At 43.3% G+C, this 20,921-nt stretch carries 15 protein-coding genes; 6 read left to right on the top strand and 9 right to left on the bottom strand.

What is annotated here, in order from left to right; translation table 11 throughout:
* Positions 1-46: 46 nt before the first annotated feature.
* Entirely contained in the window at positions 47-1,681 is a 1,635-nt protein-coding gene (locus tag HF888_RS11595; protein WP_007016225.1) for a parallel beta-helix domain-containing protein, read from the bottom strand.
* A 122-nt stretch (positions 1,682-1,803) separates the two neighbouring features.
* On the bottom strand, positions 1,804-2,850 hold the full coding sequence (locus HF888_RS11590) for an AraC family transcriptional regulator (protein WP_007016226.1): 1,047 nt from the start codon (positions 2,848-2,850) through the stop codon (positions 1,804-1,806).
* A gap of 228 nt (positions 2,851-3,078) precedes the next feature.
* On the opposite strand from HF888_RS11590, the gene tcdA reads away from it, so the two are divergent.
* Positions 3,079-3,858 (top strand): tRNA cyclic N6-threonylcarbamoyladenosine(37) synthase TcdA, encoded by a 780-nt coding sequence (gene tcdA, locus HF888_RS11585; protein WP_007016227.1) that lies wholly within the window; start codon positions 3,079-3,081, stop codon positions 3,856-3,858.
* A gap of 4 nt (positions 3,859-3,862) precedes the next feature.
* Positions 3,863-4,570: a spermine/spermidine synthase domain-containing protein gene (locus HF888_RS11580; protein WP_168367065.1), complete on the top strand. Its 708-nt coding sequence runs from the start codon at positions 3,863-3,865 to the stop codon at positions 4,568-4,570.
* 52 nt (positions 4,571-4,622) lie between these two features.
* On the opposite strand, the gene HF888_RS11575 is transcribed toward HF888_RS11580, so the two are convergent.
* Positions 4,623-6,614, bottom strand: a complete 1,992-nt coding sequence (locus HF888_RS11575; RefSeq protein ID WP_168367064.1) for a ribonuclease R family protein — start codon at positions 6,612-6,614, stop codon at positions 4,623-4,625.
* Between the two features lie 32 nt (positions 6,615-6,646).
* A complete protein-coding gene (locus HF888_RS11570; protein WP_007017479.1) occupies positions 6,647-8,413 on the bottom strand; it encodes a hypothetical protein in 1,767 nt (588 codons plus the stop codon).
* 107 nt (positions 8,414-8,520) lie between these two features.
* On the opposite strand from HF888_RS11570, the gene HF888_RS11565 reads away from it, so the two are divergent.
* The 3 genes from HF888_RS11565 (at position 8,521) to HF888_RS11555 (ending at position 10,762) form a co-directional block, all read left to right on the top strand.
* Positions 8,521-9,267, top strand: a complete 747-nt coding sequence (locus HF888_RS11565) for a HesA/MoeB/ThiF family protein (RefSeq protein WP_007017478.1) — start codon at positions 8,521-8,523, stop codon at positions 9,265-9,267.
* A gap of 78 nt (positions 9,268-9,345) precedes the next feature.
* The gene (can, locus tag HF888_RS11560; protein ID WP_007017477.1) at positions 9,346-9,996 is read left to right on the top strand and encodes a carbonate dehydratase; all 651 of its coding nucleotides are present in this window, start codon (positions 9,346-9,348) and stop codon (positions 9,994-9,996) included.
* Positions 9,997-10,114: 118 nt separating this feature from the next.
* Entirely contained in the window at positions 10,115-10,762 is a 648-nt protein-coding gene (locus HF888_RS11555) for a DsbA family oxidoreductase (protein ID WP_040297568.1), read from the top strand.
* Positions 10,763-10,876: 114 nt separating this feature from the next.
* On the opposite strand, the gene trhA is transcribed toward HF888_RS11555, so the two are convergent.
* Complete coding sequence (trhA, locus tag HF888_RS11550) at positions 10,877-11,521, bottom strand: PAQR family membrane homeostasis protein TrhA (protein ID WP_007017475.1); 645 nt, start codon at positions 11,519-11,521, stop codon at positions 10,877-10,879.
* A gap of 101 nt (positions 11,522-11,622) precedes the next feature.
* Here trhA and mobA point away from each other — a divergent pair, with 101 nt between their 5' ends.
* A complete protein-coding gene (gene mobA / locus HF888_RS11545; RefSeq protein ID WP_007017474.1) occupies positions 11,623-12,216 on the top strand; it encodes a molybdenum cofactor guanylyltransferase MobA in 594 nt (197 codons plus the stop codon).
* 15 nt (positions 12,217-12,231) lie between these two features.
* Here the strand turns inward: mobA and HF888_RS11540 are convergent, their stop codons facing one another.
* The 4 genes from HF888_RS11540 to HF888_RS11525 are packed head-to-tail and all read right to left on the bottom strand — an operon-like array spanning position 12,232 to position 20,896.
* The gene (locus HF888_RS11540) at positions 12,232-18,324 is read right to left on the bottom strand and encodes an OmpA family protein (RefSeq protein WP_133308439.1); all 6,093 of its coding nucleotides are present in this window, start codon (positions 18,322-18,324) and stop codon (positions 12,232-12,234) included.
* 8 nt (positions 18,325-18,332) lie between these two features.
* Positions 18,333-19,355: a hypothetical protein gene (locus tag HF888_RS11535; protein ID WP_007017472.1), complete on the bottom strand. Its 1,023-nt coding sequence runs from the start codon at positions 19,353-19,355 to the stop codon at positions 18,333-18,335.
* A gap of 51 nt (positions 19,356-19,406) precedes the next feature.
* Complete coding sequence (locus tag HF888_RS11530; RefSeq protein WP_007017471.1) at positions 19,407-19,868, bottom strand: DUF11 domain-containing protein; 462 nt, start codon at positions 19,866-19,868, stop codon at positions 19,407-19,409.
* A gap of 11 nt (positions 19,869-19,879) precedes the next feature.
* Positions 19,880-20,896: a DUF11 domain-containing protein gene (locus HF888_RS11525; RefSeq protein WP_007017470.1), complete on the bottom strand. Its 1,017-nt coding sequence runs from the start codon at positions 20,894-20,896 to the stop codon at positions 19,880-19,882.
* Positions 20,897-20,921 lie beyond the last annotated feature (25 nt).

Below are 20,921 nucleotides of genomic sequence, written 5' to 3'. Positions count from 1 at the left end.
TGTTGAAGTAAAGGGTGCCCGATTAGGCACCCTAGGAACAATGAAACTACAGGTTACAACTATCTGAATTTTCATCGTCACCACCTGCACCACAACCATAGGTAACGCCATTAATGGTTGCTATAGACGGATTTAAACGAGTGGGTGAAGTAGAGCACTTCAATAGAGTGTTGCTATCCGAGCCCAATTCGCCTACACGAAGGGTTGGAACAGGTTTATCATTTTCATCAAAGTTCACTGGATTATTTTCGGCATCTAACTCTGTAGGATTGAGCCCGTATACAGAACCAATATTAAGGGTTGAGCCATTGTCGTTTTGATCCACACTGTGTTCGACACACATAGTATCTGTGAAGGTGCCAGGGTTAAGCCCCATATCAGTCAACGCGCCAGCTTCAGTTAGAAGTTGACCAATACCATCGTAAATAATGGCTGGATGAGTTACTGCTTTTCCTGCTGAATTTTGACCAGCGAGATAACCAAGAGATACTTCAGCCAGCAATGACGTTTCAGGATCTAAATCAGGGTCACTCGCATTATTTTTATAGTTATTTTCATGGATATATATATTGTTGGTGATTGGCGTCCAGCCGTTCATGATTGTAGCGCCATAATTTGCACCATAGCTTTCAATATCTTCGTCAATTAAAAAGAAGCTTGTTAGAGCAATGGCTTGAGTATCGTTATCATCAAATTGATTACTATAAAACTCCACTCCATCTGATGCTAGAACCAATGCCCCAGTTCCCTTAGGGATGTAGCCTACGAAACCGGAACCATAATTGGGTAAATTGTTATCGTAGCTGTGATTGTTAAAGATACGTACGTTGCTACCGAATGCTTTATCTAGTCCTGGCAGATCAAAAATTAAAATGCCTCCTGTATTGTCAAAGGTTACGTTCTCATAGACGTCGGCGTTTGAGGAGTTTTCAATTTCGATACCAGCAATATTGTGTTCGGCGACGTTATTACGCACAACGATATTGTCCGATTGACCCACATAGATACCTGCGTCCACAGAGCCTTTAGAGTAGCTGTTTTCAACTAATACATTCTGCGAGCCTACGGGGTACAATCCGTAGATGCCATTGGCACCACTTTCTTCAGACTCAGCGTTTAATGGTGTTTCCCAAATAGCAGAAACGTAGTTGAAATGAATACCATTTACTTGGTCCACTTTGATACCATTTTTGGCTGCTTCATAAACGGAAAAGTCACGCAATACGAAGTTGGTGCCACCGGTAATCTTTATGCCGTCATCCGCAGAGGAGTCAGAGAAATCTAGTTTGGTTTGGTCGATACCGTAACCCACTAGAGTTAATCCTGATTGCGAAGAGCTAATTGCAAGTGACTTGTTTACTTTAAAAGTACCTTTAGGGAGAACGATTACCGAATTTTGGCTTGCGTCATTAACCGCAGCTGATAGTTTGTTGGTAATATCCTCACCACTTGTTGCGTCAATTACAATGGCATCGTTCGGGAACGTATAACCTGAAGCACTACATTCGTTGGCTTCAAAACAAGTTGAATCTGTTATTTTTGTTAGTGCTACTACTGATGCATTTGAGTTTGCAGCCATAGACATAGTAACAGGTGAATTTTTACTATCACTTCCGCATGCAGCAAGTGTTAAGCCCGCTGCAACGGCAGTGGCAAGTTTTATTGTTTTTATCGTCTTCATGTTGACCCTCTGATTCTACGATTACTCGTGATCAATAGAATAGAGTGGGTCAGGAAAGGAGAGTGAGGTGATATTTGGCCGTTTTGTCGTTTATGACCGAATATCACCTGCCTTATTCAAAGCTATATGTAATGTTTTCGATAGTAGCTGGGTGTTTGTCCAACCCACTTTTTAAAGGCGTGACGGAAATTGGTTACATCGCTAAAACCAATCAAATTGCTGATATCTTCTATAGCAATATCGGTTTTACTAAGATACTCGATGGACAAGTGGCAGCGCACTTTATTTAATATTTTTTGGTAACTTGTACCCACGTTTGCAAGCTGACGTCGCAGTGTACGGGAGCTTACATTAAATGCGCTGGCCAACATCTCAATATCGGGGTAATCCCCCGCGCAACTAATCAAAATCTGTTGAATTTCATTTACTAAAGAGTCTTTTTGTTTGAGATCTTCCATGAGTTCATTGCAATACGGGAGATAATTTTTCATATCTTCATTATGGCTAACTAGCTTAGTCCGTTTTAAATCGTTTTTATCTATGCTCCATCCATTATGGTCAGCATTAAACTCTATTGGGCAGCCGTAAATAGTTTCATAGACTGCGCGGTTATCCTCGTCACTAAACGTGAAAAATACTTCTTGGTAGTGCAAATCATCGCCGAAAATTTTGCGGCCTAGATGCAGTTTTGCACTGTTTGATAAGGCGATAAAAAAACTAAGAGTATCAGCATCAAGATTTTGGATATTGAGAAGTTTACATTTTAGATAATCTGAATGACTGAGCGTCACGCGCTTCAGTAAATTGCCTAGTAATGAATGGTATTGGTCGGTCAGTGCCAAGGCATGTCCTAGGTTCTGACTGGATGCAATCGCATACCCAAATACACCGAGGTCTTCAACCGAATAGCTTTGACCGATACGAGCAGCAAGTACGGGGCCATAATGCTTAGCACAGTAGTGGAATCCATCTAGCACTTTGTAAGCGGGAATAAAATCTTGCTTGAGTTCATCCTCAGATATTTGGATTTGGTCAAGTAGCTTTGCTCCTGCTTGCCAATCTGTGTCATCTAAAAAGCGTACAATATTGCGTAGTTCATAAGCGGGGTAAGGCTGATCCCCTAGAATGGATAACTTAACATCATTGCCTGATGGCATTTGTTTGATCATGTTCACGGTGCATACCCACCACAGATGGTTTGTGGATTATGTTTTTGTTGTTGGGCCGAAATGCACATATTAAAGAATGAACCACGGTTCGCAATTAATTTTGGTGCATTTGTACCCATCATGTCGATATTGGCCATTATCCACATTATTTCAGTGAATTCTGTTTACATATTCAGGTAATTTGTAAACAAATGTTATACTCGTAAGCTCAACGCAATAGGTGAATTTGTGAGTTATCAGGATCGTTTTTCAGGCATTGCGCGCCTATATGGCGTGAACGCAGTCAGTGTATTCAAGCAATCGCGTATCGCCGTTATTGGCATTGGCGGTGTGGGATCGTGGGTGGCTGAGGCACTTGCACGTTCGGGTTTTGAGCATATTAAATTAATCGATCTTGACGACATCTGCGTGACCAATACCAATCGCCAGATACACACGTTGACGTCCACTGTGGGACAATTGAAGGTGGATGCGATGGCAGAACGTTTGCGAGGCATTAATCCCGATATACACGTAGAAGCGGTCATGAGTTTTTTGACACAAAACAACCATAACGAACTGCTGTCTGGTGTTGACTTTGTTGTAGATGCCATTGATTCAGTTAAGGTAAAAGCGTCTTTAATCGCATATTGTAAGCGTAACAAGATGCCTATCGTGACCACAGGAGCAGCGGGTGGTCAGCTTGACCCGACCCAGATTTCGGTAGCCGACATCAACAAGACCTATAATGATCCTCTAGCCAAAAAAGTACGCAGCTTATTACGTCGAGAATATGGTTTTTCTCGTAATCAAAAACGCACTTACGGCATTCCGTGTGTATATTCGACTGAGCAACTTAAATATCCGCAACCTGATGGAAGTGTTTGCCAGCAAAAGAGCTTCGACGACGGTGCTGTGAGGCTTGATTGTTCCGGTGGTTTTGGTGCTTCTACTATGGTTACAGCTACTTTTGGCTTTGTTGCGGCAGCGGAAGTGGCAAAGCGTTTAGCGAAAAAAGCAGAAGCATAAGCCTGTGGCGGTTATTTATCAGAAGCATACTGCGGATTGTCATTATGAAGTGCGTACTGCAGGCTCTAGTATTCGTTTGTATTCCAACTCGGTTTTGCATACCCAATATAATCCCAATCAGGTGATCTCTGGTGCTATTTGGGATTTGCTGGTGTTGCCTGCATTTTTCAAAGCATCCTCACCACGTAAAGTATTATTGCTGGGCCTAGGGGGGGGAGCGCTGGTGAAAATGATTCAGTATTTTTTCCCAAAGGCCCAGATCGACTGTGTTGAATTAGATCCCCAGCATATCTACATTGCGAAACGGTTTTTCAAGATTAGTGGTGTGACTATTCATCAAGGTGATGCTTATGAATTTTTGAAAAAGAACCGCAAGAAATTTGATTGGGTGATAGATGATGTGTTCGGACATCTTGATGGGAATCCATTAAGACAAACATCATTAAACGATACACTTTATACACGCGCTTTAACGTATGATGGTTTGCTCAGTATTAATATTATTGATGACGTAGAAGGCCATTCATCACTTAAGAAACAATTCAAACAAGGATATCGTTTGCGTCATCCACTATATGAAAATGAAGTGTGCGTGTATTCAGATGAATTACTAAGCAGAGAAGCTTTTGATGTGAATTTACAGCAGCACAAGCTACTGGATCAGCGTTATAAGACGTGTCGACTACAATTTGATCTTGCTAAATTGAAATAGCAGCCATGCATTTTCATTATGTACAGCTGCCATTTCTAATTATAAGACTAGGTTAAACGATGGCTAGTTCTAGTTTACGATCAACTAAATCTGCTTTTTTAACCTCGACTTTTACTTTTTGATCTAACGTAAAGGTCTGCTTCTCACCCTCAAACATGAGATAAGTACGATTAAAACTCAGAGCTTTGTTTTTGCGCAAATCAATGAAACCATCTAGGCCAAGTTCAGTAATCGTGACGGTTAAGCCACCAGGGTTGATTTGTGAAATAACACCATCGAATTGGTTTTCTTTTAGCTTGTCCAAATATTGAAGTTTCAACCAATGTTCTGCCAAGTTAACAGCACGACGGCCAGTGACCAATGCATCTTGCAACAAGGCAATGGTTTCATCATTTATCTCTAGCTGCTTTTGCTCTGACAAGTGGGCTTTAATAATACGGTGGATTAATAAATCACTGTATTTACGGATGGGTGAGGTGAATGTTGTATAGCATTCGAAGCCCATTCCCATATGGGGTTTGGCTTCCAGGCTGTATTCACTGCGGGAGAGAAAACGACTTAATAAAGTTTTAATCGGTTCATCAAATTCTTTAGCATCAACAGCACGAATAAGTGATTTATAACCTTCCAGTTCAGCAAAGTTGCCCTCAAATCCTATCTCTTTATCTTGCACAATTTGTTTGATGTCGCCGATACGCTCAGTGCGAAAACCGGGATGATCGACAAAAATACCTATGCCTATTTCTTTAAGAAATTGAGCGCAGCTTTTGTTGGCTGCTAGCATGGCTTCTTCTACCAGTTTTTGTGCAGTATTGCGTTCAGTACGAACGATGCTTTGTAGTTTGCCATTGTCACCGACGGTTAAATAATAGTCGTCACGATCTTCCATAATTAGATTGTTGCGAATACGACCTTGATGAAGCGCTTGCGTGGTCTCATGGAGTATTAGCAAACTATCTTGTAGCTCGGCTTTGACAGCGTCTTTCTCACCTTCTAAAAATTCAGTTACTTGGTTATAACTCAATTTTGCATGGGATGTTACTGTGGCTTCTTTGAATTCGTAATGGTTAAGCTCACCATCTGTGCCAATGCTTAAGACACACACTAGAGCTAGGCGTTTTTCGCCCTCCAAAAGTGAGCATAGGCCATTGGACAACTCTTGCGGTAACATCGCTAGGCTGCGACCCGGAAAATAAAGAGAATTGCCACGACTGCGTGCTTCGCGATCGAGACTGGTGTTCGGTCCAAACCAAGCACTTGGATCAGCGATGGCTACATGAAGTCGATAGCCATCTTCGGTTTTCTCTGCGTAAAGCGCATCGTCCATATCCCGAGTATGTTCGCTATCGATCGTCACAAAAGCATGATCACTTAGGTCGACTCGGCCCTCGCTTAATGCTGGGATACGATCTTCACCAAGGATAGCTAACTCGGACGAAATGATATCTGGCCATTCGTGGGATAGATTGAATTTGGTAATGGCGTATTGGCGTTCAAATCCGGGCTCTGAAAGTTGCCCTAGGTTTTTCAATATTTTAGCCTGAGGTTTACCCTTGGGATATGGGTGACGCGTTACTTCGCATTGCAGCCAGTCGTTTTCGTTCACGTCTTTGCAGGCTTCTGGTGGGATATAAATCCAGTTGTTCAGTTGATGTATATCTGGTACCACAAACTGAGCTTTACCGCGTTTGACGAAATAGCCGCAGAAGGATTTGAAGTAGGATTTGATTAATTTTTCGACAATGGCTTGTGTCTTGCCTTTGTCATCTTCTTTGGTGGAGAAACGTATCTCGTCCCCGGGGAACACTTTTGCCATCTCATCGGGTGGTAAAAAGAAGGATTCTCCCTGCTCATTACTCACAAAACCAAATCTTCCGGCACTGCCTCGTACAGTCCCTTCTTGCAAATTGGCTTCTTGATCGGTTTTTATCTGTGTTTTTAGGCTTTTCAGTTGCGCTAGGCTATCGGAATTCAGCATTGGGCTATGATCAATAAAAAATAAGAGCGATAGTAACACTTTGCCGCGATGCAAACGAGGGCGCATTTGGGCAAATTCCATAGCAATTGGTCGGGGGTTTAGGGCTCAGGAGGGCTAATTTCGATCTGCTGTAGTACTTGCAAACCCTGTAAGTCGTCGGTGATCAAGGTTTCGTTTCCAGCAGTGTCTAGGATTACGGTTCTTAGTTGTGTGTTGGTTCGAGAGCTACCTGTGAAAGTAACACTGTCACCAGCTAGCATATGTATGGTATCGAAATTGGGGAGCCAATCGGCAAAGTCAAAACTCAGCGTTTCATAGCTGACAGGGTTGGTATTGGGGGAAAGTCGCTTAATGGTAAGCTCACTGGCCTCATTGTAGCCAATGCAGTATAGGTCGCCGTCCAGAAACTGACTTTTTCGTAGACCTCGAGTATCACCACTGGGTAAGCCGGGTATAAACGGAAGAGGAGTTTGTACGTTTAAGTATCCGCTGTTTTCAAAGGCCTCAATCGTCTGGCAGCGCGTATTGACGATATATGGCGTTGCATAGTCGTAAGGCGCGATGGACCGGCTATTTAGAGGTAGGTTGAGCCCTTCCATAGTGGTGTCGAAAGCGGCGTAGGCCTTGCGCAAGACGTTTCCATTGCAGGAGAAAAAAAGTTCGCTGATGGCATTGCCGCTTACCTCGAATACCGCTTCTTCACCCTGTCGGTTTTCTGCTACCATCAAAGTGGTTTTAGGCGCAATTAGCACAGTGCTGACACGTCCCGTAATCGTAGGGCAGTCAGGCTGCACCACGCGGTAACTGTTGTCACCACCATCCGCGTTGCGATAGATAAGCGTACCATCACTGAGAGCAACAAATTGACCTAGATCGGGACGATCATCGTCCAGATTCACTTTTATCAGCTCATACGTACTGGTTTCCTCCAGCGCCATTCGATAAAGAGCCGTGGGTGTCCTTCCCTCATTTTGTCTATCTTCTTCAGCGCTGTCCTCTTCGCTAGAGGTTTCTTGTTCGCGCTCTGGAAGAGGGACAACATCGACACAAGTCTGGTTGTCAGTTTCACTGGCGGAATCGAGCGCTTCGGTTGTTTCTTCTTCAGTTGTTGTGTCTTCGGCGGCCTCGTCACCAGTGGTTTCGTCGCTGTTTTCTTCATTAGATATGGTGCCAGGACAGGGAACGCCATTGTGGTGATCAATCAACTCGTATTTTGGGTTGTAGTCGGTATCCATCATGCCAAGTGCATCGTAATCGACACTAATGACATACAGATCACTGGTAAAATTCCAACGGTTGTCTGGTGGAAAAAAATCACGACCGGGGTCCGATAAAAAGCTGCGCCCACTATTGCCCGACGTATTCAGCCCAACAGGTGCAGCAACGACGCTGCCATTGTCGAGGCTGATGAGTAAATTGTGGTAGTCATTCTCTTCATTGCCGTCGAAATCTCGGGAAAATAAGCTTAGCAAAATGTATTGCTCATTCATCACCATCACATCGAGAGGAATAACATGTTCTTCGGTCACGAAGCTAAGGTTACCCGTTAGATCAATGGCAGCATTGTCAGCATCCCTAAGAACGACTTCGCTGATCTCATTATTTTCATCTATTTGATAAAGACGTTGACTGAACTGTTCACTTGCTGCCGAACCCGGATCGGTGCTGATGGGCTTTTTAGCAATGATGAATCCAGTGTAATTATCCGAAACATCTAATGAGCTCACTGGTGGTGTAGGCAGATCTGGTAAATTGAGTTGTGGCGCAGGGCTTTCGGTTCCGCCGCCTCCGCCACCACCGCAGCCTATCAGAATGCCACTAAATAACATGAGATAAAAAAAGGTGATGCAATTTTTTGCCATCATAAATATACGCAATAGACCCCAATACTAAGGTTATCGACCAAATACGAAATAAATAAAGTATAGTAGGTGTTTGCCAATACATTAGAGTCAATGAACACGAGCACGTAATGCAAGATCAGCAATTAGAGCGCTATAGCCGTCATATACTGCTACCCGAAATGGATTATGATGGGCAGCAAAAACTACTCAATGCCAGTGTGGTTGTATTGGGTCTAGGGGGGTTAGGCAGTAGTGCTGCGTATTATTTAGCTGCTAGTGGAATTGGACACATTACGCTTGTTGATGATGACAGCGTTGAGATCAGTAATCTTCAGCGACAAATTGTTCACAACGAACATAATCTTGGCATGAACAAAGCTGAGTCGGCTGCAAAAACACTGTCGACTCTCAATTCTACAATCAAAATTGACATAGTGAGTAGTCGCTTACCCGAGACTGATTTAGCGGATTTATTTAATCGCAATGACGTAGTGTTGGACTGCTGTGATAATAGCGCCAGTCGAATGCGGCACAATCGCCTTTGCATCATGCAAGGCACGCCACTGGCCTCCGGTGCAGCGGTCGGCTTAAATGGCCAGTTTATGTTCGTGGATCCGAAGCAAGATGATAGCCCGTGTTATGCTTGCATATATCCAGAGATAGACGATAGTCGTTTTAATTGCAGTGAATCAGGGATTCTGGCACCAGTGGTCGGAATGGTAGGAATGATGCAAGCTCTTGAAACAATTAAGTATCTATCCGAGATTGGTAAACCCAATTATGGAAAGTTATGGACCTTAAATGGCTTCGACAGTAGTTGGCGAACATTTCAAGTTCGAAAAAACCCACAATGTAATGTGTGCGGCAGCGCCTAAGCACCATTGGCTGAAAACAAGGTTTATATCGTGTACAAAGAGTTATAAGACTCTATCAATATGAGAAAGTGATGTTTTATGGATAATGAAAGCCGTTCTCTTCAGGACTTAATTGAAAATAATCGCGCTTGGTCGGATAAAATCTCTGAGCAAGATCCGGAGTTTTTTCCGACACTGGCTAAACAGCAAGCGCCTGACTATTTATGGATCGGCTGTAGTGATAGTCGTGTGCCCGCTAATGAAATAGTAGGCTTACTTCCAGGTGAATTGTTCGTCCATCGTAATGTAGCAAATATGGTAGTACATACCGATATGAACTTATTGTCTGTATTACAGTTTGCGGTAGAGGTCTTAAAAGTTAAGCATGTGATCGTAGTGGGCCATTATGGGTGTGGTGGTGTAAAGGCGGCTATGGAAAATAAGAAGCTTGGCTTAATCGATAATTGGTTATTAGAAATTCGAGATTTATACCATCAGAAGCAAGCTATGTTTAAGGGACTGGAAAGTGAAGAAGAGCGTGTGAATTTGCTGTGTGAACTCAATGTAGTGCGTCAAGTATATAATCTATGTCATACCAATATTGTGCAGGAAGCTTGGGCACGGGGGCAAAAGCTGGCGGTACACGGATGGGTATATGGTTTGGACGACGGTAAGATCAACAACTTGAATGTGACTGTTAACGACAATAGCCAGATCAATGATGTCTATCGTTTGGATATTAAAGAGTAATTGTTATCGACCATTTAATCCGAATAAGTCATATACAAACAGTGTTCCATAAGTTTCACTAGTCAGCACGCGGTAAATGTTTTTCAATGAGCCTACATATTCCTATGTGGGCTTTTTTATGTCTAAGATTCAAATCGATATTGTCAGTGATGTGGTCTGTCCTTGGTGTGCAATTGGTTATGGTAATTTACAGCAAGCAATCGATGAACTGACAGATCTGGATGTAGCCGTTGAGTGGCACCCATTCCAGTTAAATCCCCAAATGGCCTCAGAGGGGGAGGATATCAATGAGCACCTTGCTAGCAAATACGGCTTGACTGAGCAACAATTGGCTGAGAATAAAAGTCGTATTCAAGAAATGGGACAACTTGCTGGCATTGAAATAAACTTCGATGCGCGCTCTCGTATTTATAACACCTTTCAGTGCCATATGTTATTGGATTGGGCAAAAGAGCAAGGCAAACAGACAGCATTGAAACTGGCGTTATTTGATGCGTATTTCACGCAGGGCTTAGATGTTGCCAGTGTTGATACGTTAAAGCAGGTTTGCGAATCAATTGGTCTAGATGTCGATGAGGTGGACGCTGTGCTGGCGGATAGTGAACGCAAAACTAAAGTGGAAAGTGAGGAAGAGCATTTCAAATCTCTCGGGATTCAATCAGTACCTGCCTTCATCGTAAATCAAAAATATTTGATTAGCGGAGGTCAGCCCAAGCAACAATTTGTTGAGGCATTGACAGAAATTGCAAAAAAAGAGGCGTCATAAGAACGCACATATACCATTGATTTAAAAAGATTGCTGTATCAATCAAAAATTGTCATCCCCGACGCGCGAAGCGCTTTGATCGGGGATCCATTTCTCAATTGTGTAGACTTCTGGTTATAGAAAAACACCCACACTGACAAAGTGACAAGCGGCTCCGCCTAAAACGAAAACATGCCATAAATCGTGAAAATCAAAATGACGACTGAAGTTAGGCCATTTCGTTGCATAAATCACAGCACCAACTGAATAGCTAATGCCACCAGCAATCAACCAATTGATGGCACCATCGCTTAAATGTTCTTTCAGTGGTGCGTAGATAAATAAGCAAATCCAACCCATGGCTAAATACAACACGGTGCTTAACCAGCGGGGGGCGTGTAACCAAAATATCTTTTTCAGAATACCGGCCAACGCAATACCCCAAACGATGCCAAACATCCACCAAGCTTGCGCGCCATCCAAACCAATTAATAGATAGGGGGTATAAGAGCCCGCGATCATCACATAAATAGCCATGTGATCAATGCGTTTCAATGCTCGGATGGTATCTTCTTTAACATCTAATAAGTGATAAATCGCACTGGAAGCAAACATAAAAAACATGCTGATACCAAAAACGAGATAGCCCGCCAAATACAACGCAAAGTTCTCATCCGGTAAGTTTGCCAGCATGTAGGGCAGGCCTACAGCAATGGCGAGAATCGCTCCCACAAGATGGCTCAAGCCGGAGAATGGTTCCCTCATATGACGATGTAACATTTTAGTAAACACTTGTTAGCTGAATTTAGGTCACAATAACGCTTTATTGAAGTCAGTGTCAACCGAAGGCAAAATGAAATTTTTAGTGGCGGAATAGAAATATGCTGAAAGTCACAGCAGTCATTCTAGCGGGCGGGCAAAGCAGTCGAATGGGGCACGATAAAGGCCTAATGGAATTACAGGGAAAGCCTTTGATTAACCATGTCGCTCAGGCACTGCAGAAAACAGATGAGTTATTGGTCAATTCAGAAAATCTAGAATACGCAGCGTTAGGATTCACTCTGATAGAGGACTTGAATACTCCAGATGTACCAGCGCAATCGGGACCACTACTTGGCGTGTTTAGCGGCTTAAAGCAAGCAGAAAACGATTGGGTATTATTTTCACCGTGCGATACGCCACTTATCCCGAATGATTATGCGACGCGTATGTCCCAGTTTGCCAGTGATCGATTGACTAAGGCTTGTGTGGCGTATGATGGTGATCGACAGCAGAATTTGCACGTCTTATTGCACAAAAGCCTTGCCGATAGTTTGCAAATGTATTTGTTAAGTGGTCGTCGTAAAACCTATGAGTGGCTTGCAAGTGTGGCGGTAGATCGAGTGGATTTTAGCGCAGAGGCTAAACTGTTTCGTAATATTAATACGCCAATGGATTTACAACTACTTAGTAACGAGTTGTCGACTAAACAGTAAAGTTCAGCAAAGGCGTTATTCGAAGTAGGCTTTCAACGCACGCATACTGTCTTGATCGGCTTTGATGCGCAATTTCAGGTAAATACCCTGTGCACTGTAGTCGGCACCACTGAAATCAGAATCGGTAAATCCAGAAAGATTATAACCAAGGCTCACCCAAGTGTTCACTCGCGGAATGAATCCAATGCTCAAGCCTGTTCGATATTGTACATCATCTAGCTCGTAATCATTCAGGCGTTGTCCATGCAAACCCCAATCCCAACGCGGAGTTATATGATGGCGTAACTCCAATCCGATTAAATCGATAAAGCCACTATAGTTATTACCCAATAAAGTTTCTTCAACATATTTGAATCCATATTGGCTACTGATTTGGGTTTTATTCCAACGCATATTGAGGTGGGTGTTATTAACAATACGTTCGCTAATTAATTCATCGTTATTGCCTGTAATCGATTCTTCGATCAGACGACTTTGGTTTAGCCATGCCAGCCCAAAGCCCATTGGACGCAGACCAATGTTGAACTCAATTTGCTTGAATTCGGTTTCAGTACTTTCGCCTTCATCTAAACGATACTCGCCGTTGATGCCCATGGATAAACCCATGGCCACAGGACGATATAAACCAGTCAAAATATTCCACTTATCGCTGTCAGTGGCTTCGCGATATTCGAAGCGGTTGGTCCACTGCCAAGTTGGACTGCGGTAACCCCAGCCTAATGAGATGGCGTAAAAATCTTCGCTATTGCTGATGATCGAACTTTGCTGTGAGCCACTACCTAACACATTATTGTTCAATAGACTGCTTTGCTCTACAACGCTGTTTTCTAAATCGCGACTTTGATCAAAGCCGAAGCTTATTTGCCAGTGTTCGTCTAAATTAATATCTTGATTCAAACCATGCACTGCAAATAGACGGCTGCCATCTTTACTGTATTGGCGCTCTACACTATTACTGACTTGCATACCTTGCCATGGCGTTGCTCGCAAACCAGCAACACTTCGTTTAGGAGCATCGCTCTCGAAACCTGTCTCATGAGTGGCAAATAGTGTTACGTATTCGTTGATTCGATAGTCTGAACCCAAACGAATAAGATCATAAACATCGTCATTGCGTTTCACATTGATTTCGGCATCTGTATTCAATAACCAATCGCCATTCGCAAGAGAAAAACTATGACCTGCCAACAACTGTTGAGTAGATTGACTTTCAGCATTGGCTTGGTTTTCGTTAACGCGAGCCCCAAAATGATATCGACCCAAGTCGTATTCACGATTGAGTTTTACCTCTGCCAGTGTTTGGCGTAGATCATTCCCTAGTGATTTCTGATCAGATACGAGCACATCTATATAATGCTGAGAAGTTAAATAGTAAGTGCCTTCGATACCTAGTTTTTCTGTTCCGCTTTCACTTTCATTTAACTGGCCAAGGCCATAACCGGCTTCTTCTCGGCGAACATAAGCTTTGCTTTGTAATTGATCACCGCGGTAATCAAGTTCCAAATAGTGTGCTTTAGCATCTGATGCTTCTGCACTATCAGACTCTTGTCTAGTATTGGCTGTCTCCGCTTTTATTTCTAGCTGGTCATTAATTTGAAGACGCATATCCAATGCCGATAGCGTTTTCTTCTCGGTACCCAGTTCTTCTTGAATAAGGCTAGCGCCCACTTCTACGCGCTTATCCAGAACATGTACGGCTGCTCGACCACCAAAAGTAATATCATCACTGCTACTATTCTCTGTCTCATAGCGCGCAATAATGTAGCGCGGATTAAAGCTTTCATCCGTACTTTGGATAGGGTTTTTAAAGAATATCGTTCCATCGATATAATCAATACTATAATCCGCATCCTTAACCAATTCTATTTCGCTTAAGATGACCTCACTTCGGAATCGGTCACGGACTTGAATACTTATGGTTTCGCTGTTGGTTATGATGTCGCTATTGCTTAGCTGATACAGACCACTCGTGCCGTCGCCTTGGATTTCATCTCGCACAAAGCGCTGAGCGGATTCCGTAGCAAATGCATTTAAACTAACTAGGTCGCCTTGATAAACTGTTTGAATACCATGGAACTTACGTAAATATTGCGCTAGCTCAGTTTCATTTAAGTCAGTGTTAAAATCACCAAATACGGTATAGAAACGACGCTTCTCCACACGTAGATACAACTTGCCTTCCATAGATGCATCTAGCTTCTGTTCGCTATTATCTCCATAAAGGGTGTAGTATTTGTTTGGATCTAACAAACGCTCAAACGGTGTGGTTTTTCCTTTAGCGCTATCGTAAGCCGCAGTGATTAACCAATCGCCGGCAACTTGACCTTTGGCAAATAAAGCCAAGCGACCGTCGGTATAGAACTCGTCTTCAACATCTTGATTCTTGGCGTTTTGAATATGGCCGCTGATGTCGTTATAACCAATCGTACCCTCACCAAGAGCAATCAACATCCAATCTCGATTTTGTGGACTCAACCAAACTCGAACTTCTTCTACTCGACCATTGGCAAGAGGGAAGGTGATTAAAGCTTCTCCTGCTTGTGTTGTAGGCTCTAAAGTAATGTAGGCAATGCCGTCATCACTGATTTCATAATTGGGTTTGAAGTCTTGACGATTGATTTGGGTTTGCTTTCTATTTGGATCTAACGCTTGGTAGGGTGCAGCTACATTGAATTCCCCTTGTAAACCATCTCGCACTGGATAACCATCTTTGTCAAATAGTTTCACTGCAACTACAGGAGCAACAACACCGTCTGCTACAGCTTTGGTTTTTTCTTCGACAAGTTCAACACGGGTTGGGCTACCAGCATAATGCAATTGGTACTTTTTACGTTCTAAAATATTTCCTTGATCATCAACTAACGAGGCAATAAAGACGTTATTACCTTCTTTTAAATCTACGCCGCTCCATAAACTAATAGCGCTTTGATTTGGTTTGTATGTCTCTTTTTTCACAAAATTTAATTGGCTAACAGGCTCGCCGTTTAGGCGCAATTGAATTTTATGCTTAAGCGGGTGTTTGATGGCAACTTTAGTAGAAGGTATGTTCGGTAAATAACCTTTACCGGGCCACAACCACTCAAACTCATTGTTCGACTGTGCCAAATAGGCTTTATCAAACTCAGGCATTTGTACTTCGGTTTTAACAGGGCCAGAGGCCGTTGCTTCAAGAGGGAAGTCAAAGCCACCTGGGGCGATGCCCAGGGTTGCAACCATTTGATCGCCGCTATCGGCCTTGGCTAGCTTTAGACCATCACGGGCTGCAAGAATATTTACTTCGACACGGCGGTTTAAGGCTCTACTCTGTTCGTTGCCATTGTTTGTCACAGGGCGTTGTGAGCCATAGCCCGAAATAGTTACTTGTTCAGGGCCTAATTCCAGTTCGCGCATTAGGTAATCTGCAGCACTTCGGGCGCGAGCCAATGACAGCTCATAGTTGTTATTGAATATATGACGACTACGTTTAGCGATTGGTACATTGTCGGTATGTCCCGCGACCTCAATTCTTAAGTCTTCTAATCCACGCAGTTGCTCAAGTACCGACTTCATAGCGTTTATATCAGCCTGAGATAGGTCACGACTAAACGAACTAAATTTTGGAGCTTCTTCTGGCTTGTGCACTTCTTTGTTTTCGGGCACCAATGAAAGAAGGGCAGAAGTAATCGCAACGGGTGTACGTTGATTTGCCTCGCTAGGGCTGTCAAACATAGCGACACTTCGCGTACTTAATTCGCCCGCTTTTGCTTGTTCAGTAATCCACGCTTCAAACTCTAATAAATGCCCCCAATCTTCACCTGGATCATTCAAGCTAAACAATAGGGTTTGCTCATCGTACTTTTTAGGAGCTTGTATCGTGTTCCCATCCAAAGTAGCACTACCTGTTTTGTAGCTTACACCCGGTGGCAACATGATGAGTGAGCGTAAGTCTTTTAATTTTACCCCCGTACCAGTCAAGTCTACTCGATAAACAATTTTCTGATTTAGCGCCAACGCGATATCTTTTGCGTTTGACTTATCTCGCTCCGTGACGGGTTCAATACGGCTACTTAATCGTTGAGTGACTTGACCTTTACTAGGTGGCTTGAGTTTAACGACAAAGTCAGTACGCCAAAAACTACCTGGCTGTAAATCTACAAATTGGCTGTATTCCCGGCCCGCATGCTGCCCATAGTTTTCACAGGCCATCAAGTCTAAGTATTTTGGTAGTGTATCCGTGTCCAGTTGCACAACATGAGTGCCAGGCTTTTGATCTTCGATGTGCCAAAAGCCATCTTCATCGGTCACAACGTAAGTGCCGTTTTCCAAATAGATACGAACGTCGCTTAGGCCTTCGTCTGCTACTTGTTGTTCACCATTACAGCTACCAATGTAAACTCGGCCAAATAGGCGAGTGGAGTTGGCAAATAAGTCTTCTTGGATTTCTATGGCGGCTTTTGTCGTATTGCTTTCCAACACGCCTTCGTTTGCGATGTCCTCTTGGTCAATCAGCCATGCAGAGTTTATGGCAGTGCCCACAGGAGTATTCACACTTATACGCGTCAAATATTGTAGTGTTAGGCTTTCTTCAACTGCTAGGTCACCGATATTGAATGATAGTAATTGACCGTCTGCACTAATGGTTGGATCTACTAATTGATTCCCATTGAGTTGTGCACTTCCTGCCACATAGCGGAACCCCTGTGGTAATCGATCCTCAATTTTAATGTTAGTACCTGGAATTTCCGTGTTTTCAATTTGAATTCGATAGGCAACTAACTCACCAATGCCAGCGCTATTTTTATTGGCCGTTTTCGTTAACAAAACGGTGTTATCTTTAGGATCAAGTGGAACATCCATACGGAACGTTATGCCAGAGTTAAAAGCGAGAGCTCGACTACCTTGTTCATCAAAATTGAATGGACCATTGGTTAGCGCGTTAATGTCCGCAAGAGACTTTTGTGTTGAGATAGGGTAGTCGTAGTAGGGGCTTTCACCGATTTGAATACGGTAATCGCCCGCATCAACGACTGGGAAAGCAAAACCACCGTAAGGGAATTGGTAAACATTGCCTTTGCTATCCGTCACACTGCCACCTGTGGTAACCGTACTAGGGAATATGCCGCCTTCATCACTTAATATGTTGGCTGGTAAATTGGTATCAGCATCAATTAAAGTCACTTCAATGCCATTTACATATTCACCTGTATCAGCATTCACCACATAGCTGTTCGGGTCAAATAAGGCTCCAGCACGAACCAAGTCTTGCTCATCGAATTGATCTTGGTAGCTTGCTTGTAAACTGCTCTCACTTTTAACACTTAACTGACAATCAAAATGTGTAGGTGCTACATCTGCAATATCAACGCTCTGAACATAACCTGTAAACAAACCAGTGTTGTTACCCGTTTCGGTCAATTCAATAGTTTCTTTATCTAAACCGTTTTCCGACAATAGTGTAACCACGATGTTTTCTATCGCATTGGGATCAAGGTTTTGGTCTTGGTCATTTAAGTGGGTGAAAATGGTATCACCCACTTTAAAGTATTCGTCGCTGCGCAAGTTAATCGCGCCTGGCAATGTAAGTGTGTTCCCCTGATAACTTTGAGGGGCCGCTTGAGCCACCAAAGAGTTCGTAGTTTCGTCTGTTGCGCATCGCCCTGTGGAAACAGGGAAGGTACCGCTCAACGCCTGACCGTTTGAACTCGCAATGGTGCGACTTTGTACTGAAGACGGTGAGCTAGTTGTTAAACTATTGCCTGATGCATTTTGTGCTGTTTGAAACTGAGCATCAAAATCCAAACTATTATGCATCAAAGTGATAACAGCTGGAGATCTGGCCGGTGTTTGCGTACTGGTCGTGTAGAAACGATCAGTGGCACTAACTTGCATAGCTTGAGAATTGAAGCTGTAGTTTGCGTAAGCGGTATTTTCAATCAGGGTATTGGCTGGCGTATTTGCTTGAGTATTCAAACTTAACAAAGACGCACACAAAGCAATGGCAAAAACACCGCTCTTTTTCAAAAAAGATGCAGTGCTTTTGGCTTTGCTTTGAATATGAAAAACAGGCGCACACGCACCTGTGCGGGCTAGGCCCGCAAAGGTTTGTGTGTGCTGTTTAATGAAATGCAAAGTTTTCACTACTGAATAGTCACTTCGAAGGATACTGTAACTTGTTCACCGGAAGTAATATCAGGTAATGAAATATTCACAATACCATCGGTAGTACCATCATTTACGACGGTATAATCGGTATTTACAGTTAGTGCAGTATCAGAATTGTCTAGAACAGTAATATTGGCGATCGAACTCTGATCGAATTCCGTTTTAGCGCTCAGATCATCGATGAAACTCACACCTTGAGCATCCTCGCTACCAGTGTTTTCAATTACAACTTTATATTCAACTGTCGCGCCAGGTATCGCGTAGTTTGTTGTAAAGGTTTCGTTATTTGAGTCTGTGATCGTGCTGTTTAAGACGGTTACCGTTTTTGTGCCTGTCAGTTCAGGAGCGCTCACAGTAACATCAGATTGTCTAGCGAAGCCACCATCACGATCGGTACCGCCAGCCAAAGTAAGGCCGTTATCAGCGACACTCTCTGCATAAACGATAAAGATTTGGCCAGTTAGGTTGGCATTTTTATCCCCTGTTGGGATTGACAGAGCAGTTCCTGCCGCGTCTGCAACAGCCTTTGCGGCTACCTCAAAAGACGCTGTAGAGCCGTCTGCCGCGTTATCAGGTATTGCAACGTCAATGTAAAAACTTACAGCTGGATCATCTTTTAGAATAGATAATACATTGTCAGTTATTGGGCTGTTATCACTAGTTAAATAAAACTGAGGTGAGGTAGCAGTGCTTTGCAGTTGGAAAAAGGTATCCGCGTTTCCTTGGTTGCTTAAAGAGAAAGTTAAGCGCTGCGTAGAGCCTGCTGCAGCTGATAGAGATGCACCAGAATTGTCAGTTAAGGTTAAATCAATTTTTCTATCTACTTCAAATTCAGCAACGTCACTTGAGTTATTAACCGTTGACGAATTCACCGTATAGGAAAGCGTAGCGGTATTAGAAATTGGAGTACCTGCTTCTGTACCAACTGCCATTACCTGACCACTTAAGCCAAAAGCGGCTCCTGCGATCAAGGTAGTTAGAGTTTTGTTTAATTTCATGGGTGTTTCTCCTTAGAAATTGTTCGTTTGAGTTGTTTTGCAAAAATCGGTTTATTTCACCTGTACAACGTATTGCACAGAGCCTGATTCCCCAGAGGGTAATGCGGTAGTCAAAGTCCAGCGAACGTTTGTGTAGTCTTTCGCTTGGGCTTGGATTTGTTGTCCATTTTTCTCAATAAATAGTTGCTCGGGTTTTGCGAAACTATCGCCACCATTTACTGAGAAAACAATATTGGTATTGGCACCGCGAGCACTGCCGTCAACATAAACTGTGTTGTCCGGAACAGGGTTGTTAAGTACGATGTTATCGGCTGCCTCGCTGCCTGTATTTTCAAAGCGAATGCGGTAGCCTACTTTGTCACCAGGAACGATATTATCAGGTGCAATCCATTCCACTTTACTGATGCCATTATCCTGCTGTACTTCAACCACTTCGAACATTTCTGTTTCTAGCTCAACTTGAGCAATGGCTATACTTGGTAATAGTGCTACGAGTGCTAAAACTCTCTTCATTCTGAAAACTCCTACTGAATGATGGATGTAAAAGTAATGACAGTGTCCGGGTCACCAGCATCAATATCACCGACATTGACGGTGATCTCGTTGGTAGTGACGTTATATTCCACACCATCAGAATTACTTGCTGAGCCTGTGGTAGGATTGCCATTAACCATAATGATGCCGCCAGAAGGGTCGGTGTAATCTTTCAATCGCAATTGGCTCGGCAACGGGTCAACTATTTCAACGCCATACGCAGTCCCTGAGCCTGTGACCGATACTGTAATGGTGTAGTCAACTTCCGCACCAGGGATAGGTTGAGTACCTGTGCCACTCCCCAGACCATCATTGATACTTGATGTCTTGGTAATTTGTACATTCAGGTCGCTAACAATGAACTTATTGCTAATCTGCTCGAGGTTCTCACCACTGATTGCTTCAGTACCGCTATCTCCACCGGATACTACCGCACCGATCGTTGGATTATTCTGATTAGCATCAGCAAAAGTTTTGGAAAGGGCAGACAATAAAATAGCTGCTTCGTCACCATCGGCTAAACCACCGGGAATATTGCCAGTGACCCAAAATACAATGTCATCGTCAGGTGCAATAACAGGCGGGTTATTCGCATCATACACACTATCTAAAGACGTATTGAGCACACCATCGCCATCATCGATGTAGATATTGGTCAAGGTTGCGTCAAAATCATCACCAGAAGTAGGCTGAGAGGTATTTAGAATAAACGCTTCGTTACCGTTACCATTATTGGTTAAACGGAACTTCATTTCTGCTTCTGTTTCTGGAGTAGTGACCGCCACATCACCAGAGTCTAAGCTTGTCAATGTTGACAAGATAAGCTCCTGTACGATTATTTCATTTGAGGTTGCGGTGACAGATCGAGTAGAACCTCCACTTGTTGTAGAGTAGGTTACCGTTGCCGTGTTTTGAATCGGCGTGCCCGCGCTCGTACCGCCAGCTAGCGCGAGTCCTGAATTTAGAACTATGCCTAAACCCGCGACCATGGTTAGCAACTTATTCATTGTGCTGCTCCTGTTTTAACATAAT

This window comes from Bermanella marisrubri, assembly GCF_012295615.1.
Classification (GTDB): domain Bacteria; phylum Pseudomonadota; class Gammaproteobacteria; order Pseudomonadales; family Oceanobacteraceae; genus Bermanella; species Bermanella marisrubri.
This window is presented reverse-complemented; position numbering and strand designations above follow the sequence as displayed.

What these genes read in the sequence shown, in the direction of transcription:
- HF888_RS11595 (WP_007016225.1), bottom strand. Translation starts at nt 1,681, where the DNA reads ATGAAGACGATAAAAACAATAAAACTTGCCACTGCCGTTGCAGCGGGC.
- HF888_RS11590 (WP_007016226.1), bottom strand. Translation starts at nt 2,850, where the DNA reads ATGATCAAACAAATGCCATCAGGCAATGATGTTAAGTTATCCATTCTA.
- HF888_RS11575 (WP_168367064.1), bottom strand. Translation starts at nt 6,614, where the DNA reads ATGCGCCCTCGTTTGCATCGCGGCAAAGTGTTACTATCGCTCTTATTT.
- HF888_RS11570 (WP_007017479.1), bottom strand. Translation starts at nt 8,413, where the DNA reads ATGATGGCAAAAAATTGCATCACCTTTTTTTATCTCATGTTATTTAGT.
- HF888_RS11565 (WP_007017478.1), top strand. Translation starts at nt 8,521, where the DNA reads ATGCAAGATCAGCAATTAGAGCGCTATAGCCGTCATATACTGCTACCC.
- can (WP_007017477.1), top strand. Translation starts at nt 9,346, where the DNA reads ATGGATAATGAAAGCCGTTCTCTTCAGGACTTAATTGAAAATAATCGC.
- HF888_RS11555 (WP_040297568.1), top strand. Translation starts at nt 10,115, where the DNA reads ATGTCTAAGATTCAAATCGATATTGTCAGTGATGTGGTCTGTCCTTGG.
- trhA (WP_007017475.1), bottom strand. Translation starts at nt 11,521, where the DNA reads ATGTTACATCGTCATATGAGGGAACCATTCTCCGGCTTGAGCCATCTT.
- mobA (WP_007017474.1), top strand. Translation starts at nt 11,623, where the DNA reads ATGCTGAAAGTCACAGCAGTCATTCTAGCGGGCGGGCAAAGCAGTCGA.
- HF888_RS11535 (WP_007017472.1), bottom strand. Translation starts at nt 19,355, where the DNA reads ATGAAATTAAACAAAACTCTAACTACCTTGATCGCAGGAGCCGCTTTT.
- HF888_RS11530 (WP_007017471.1), bottom strand. Translation starts at nt 19,868, where the DNA reads ATGAAGAGAGTTTTAGCACTCGTAGCACTATTACCAAGTATAGCCATT.
- HF888_RS11525 (WP_007017470.1), bottom strand. Translation starts at nt 20,896, where the DNA reads ATGAATAAGTTGCTAACCATGGTCGCGGGTTTAGGCATAGTTCTAAAT.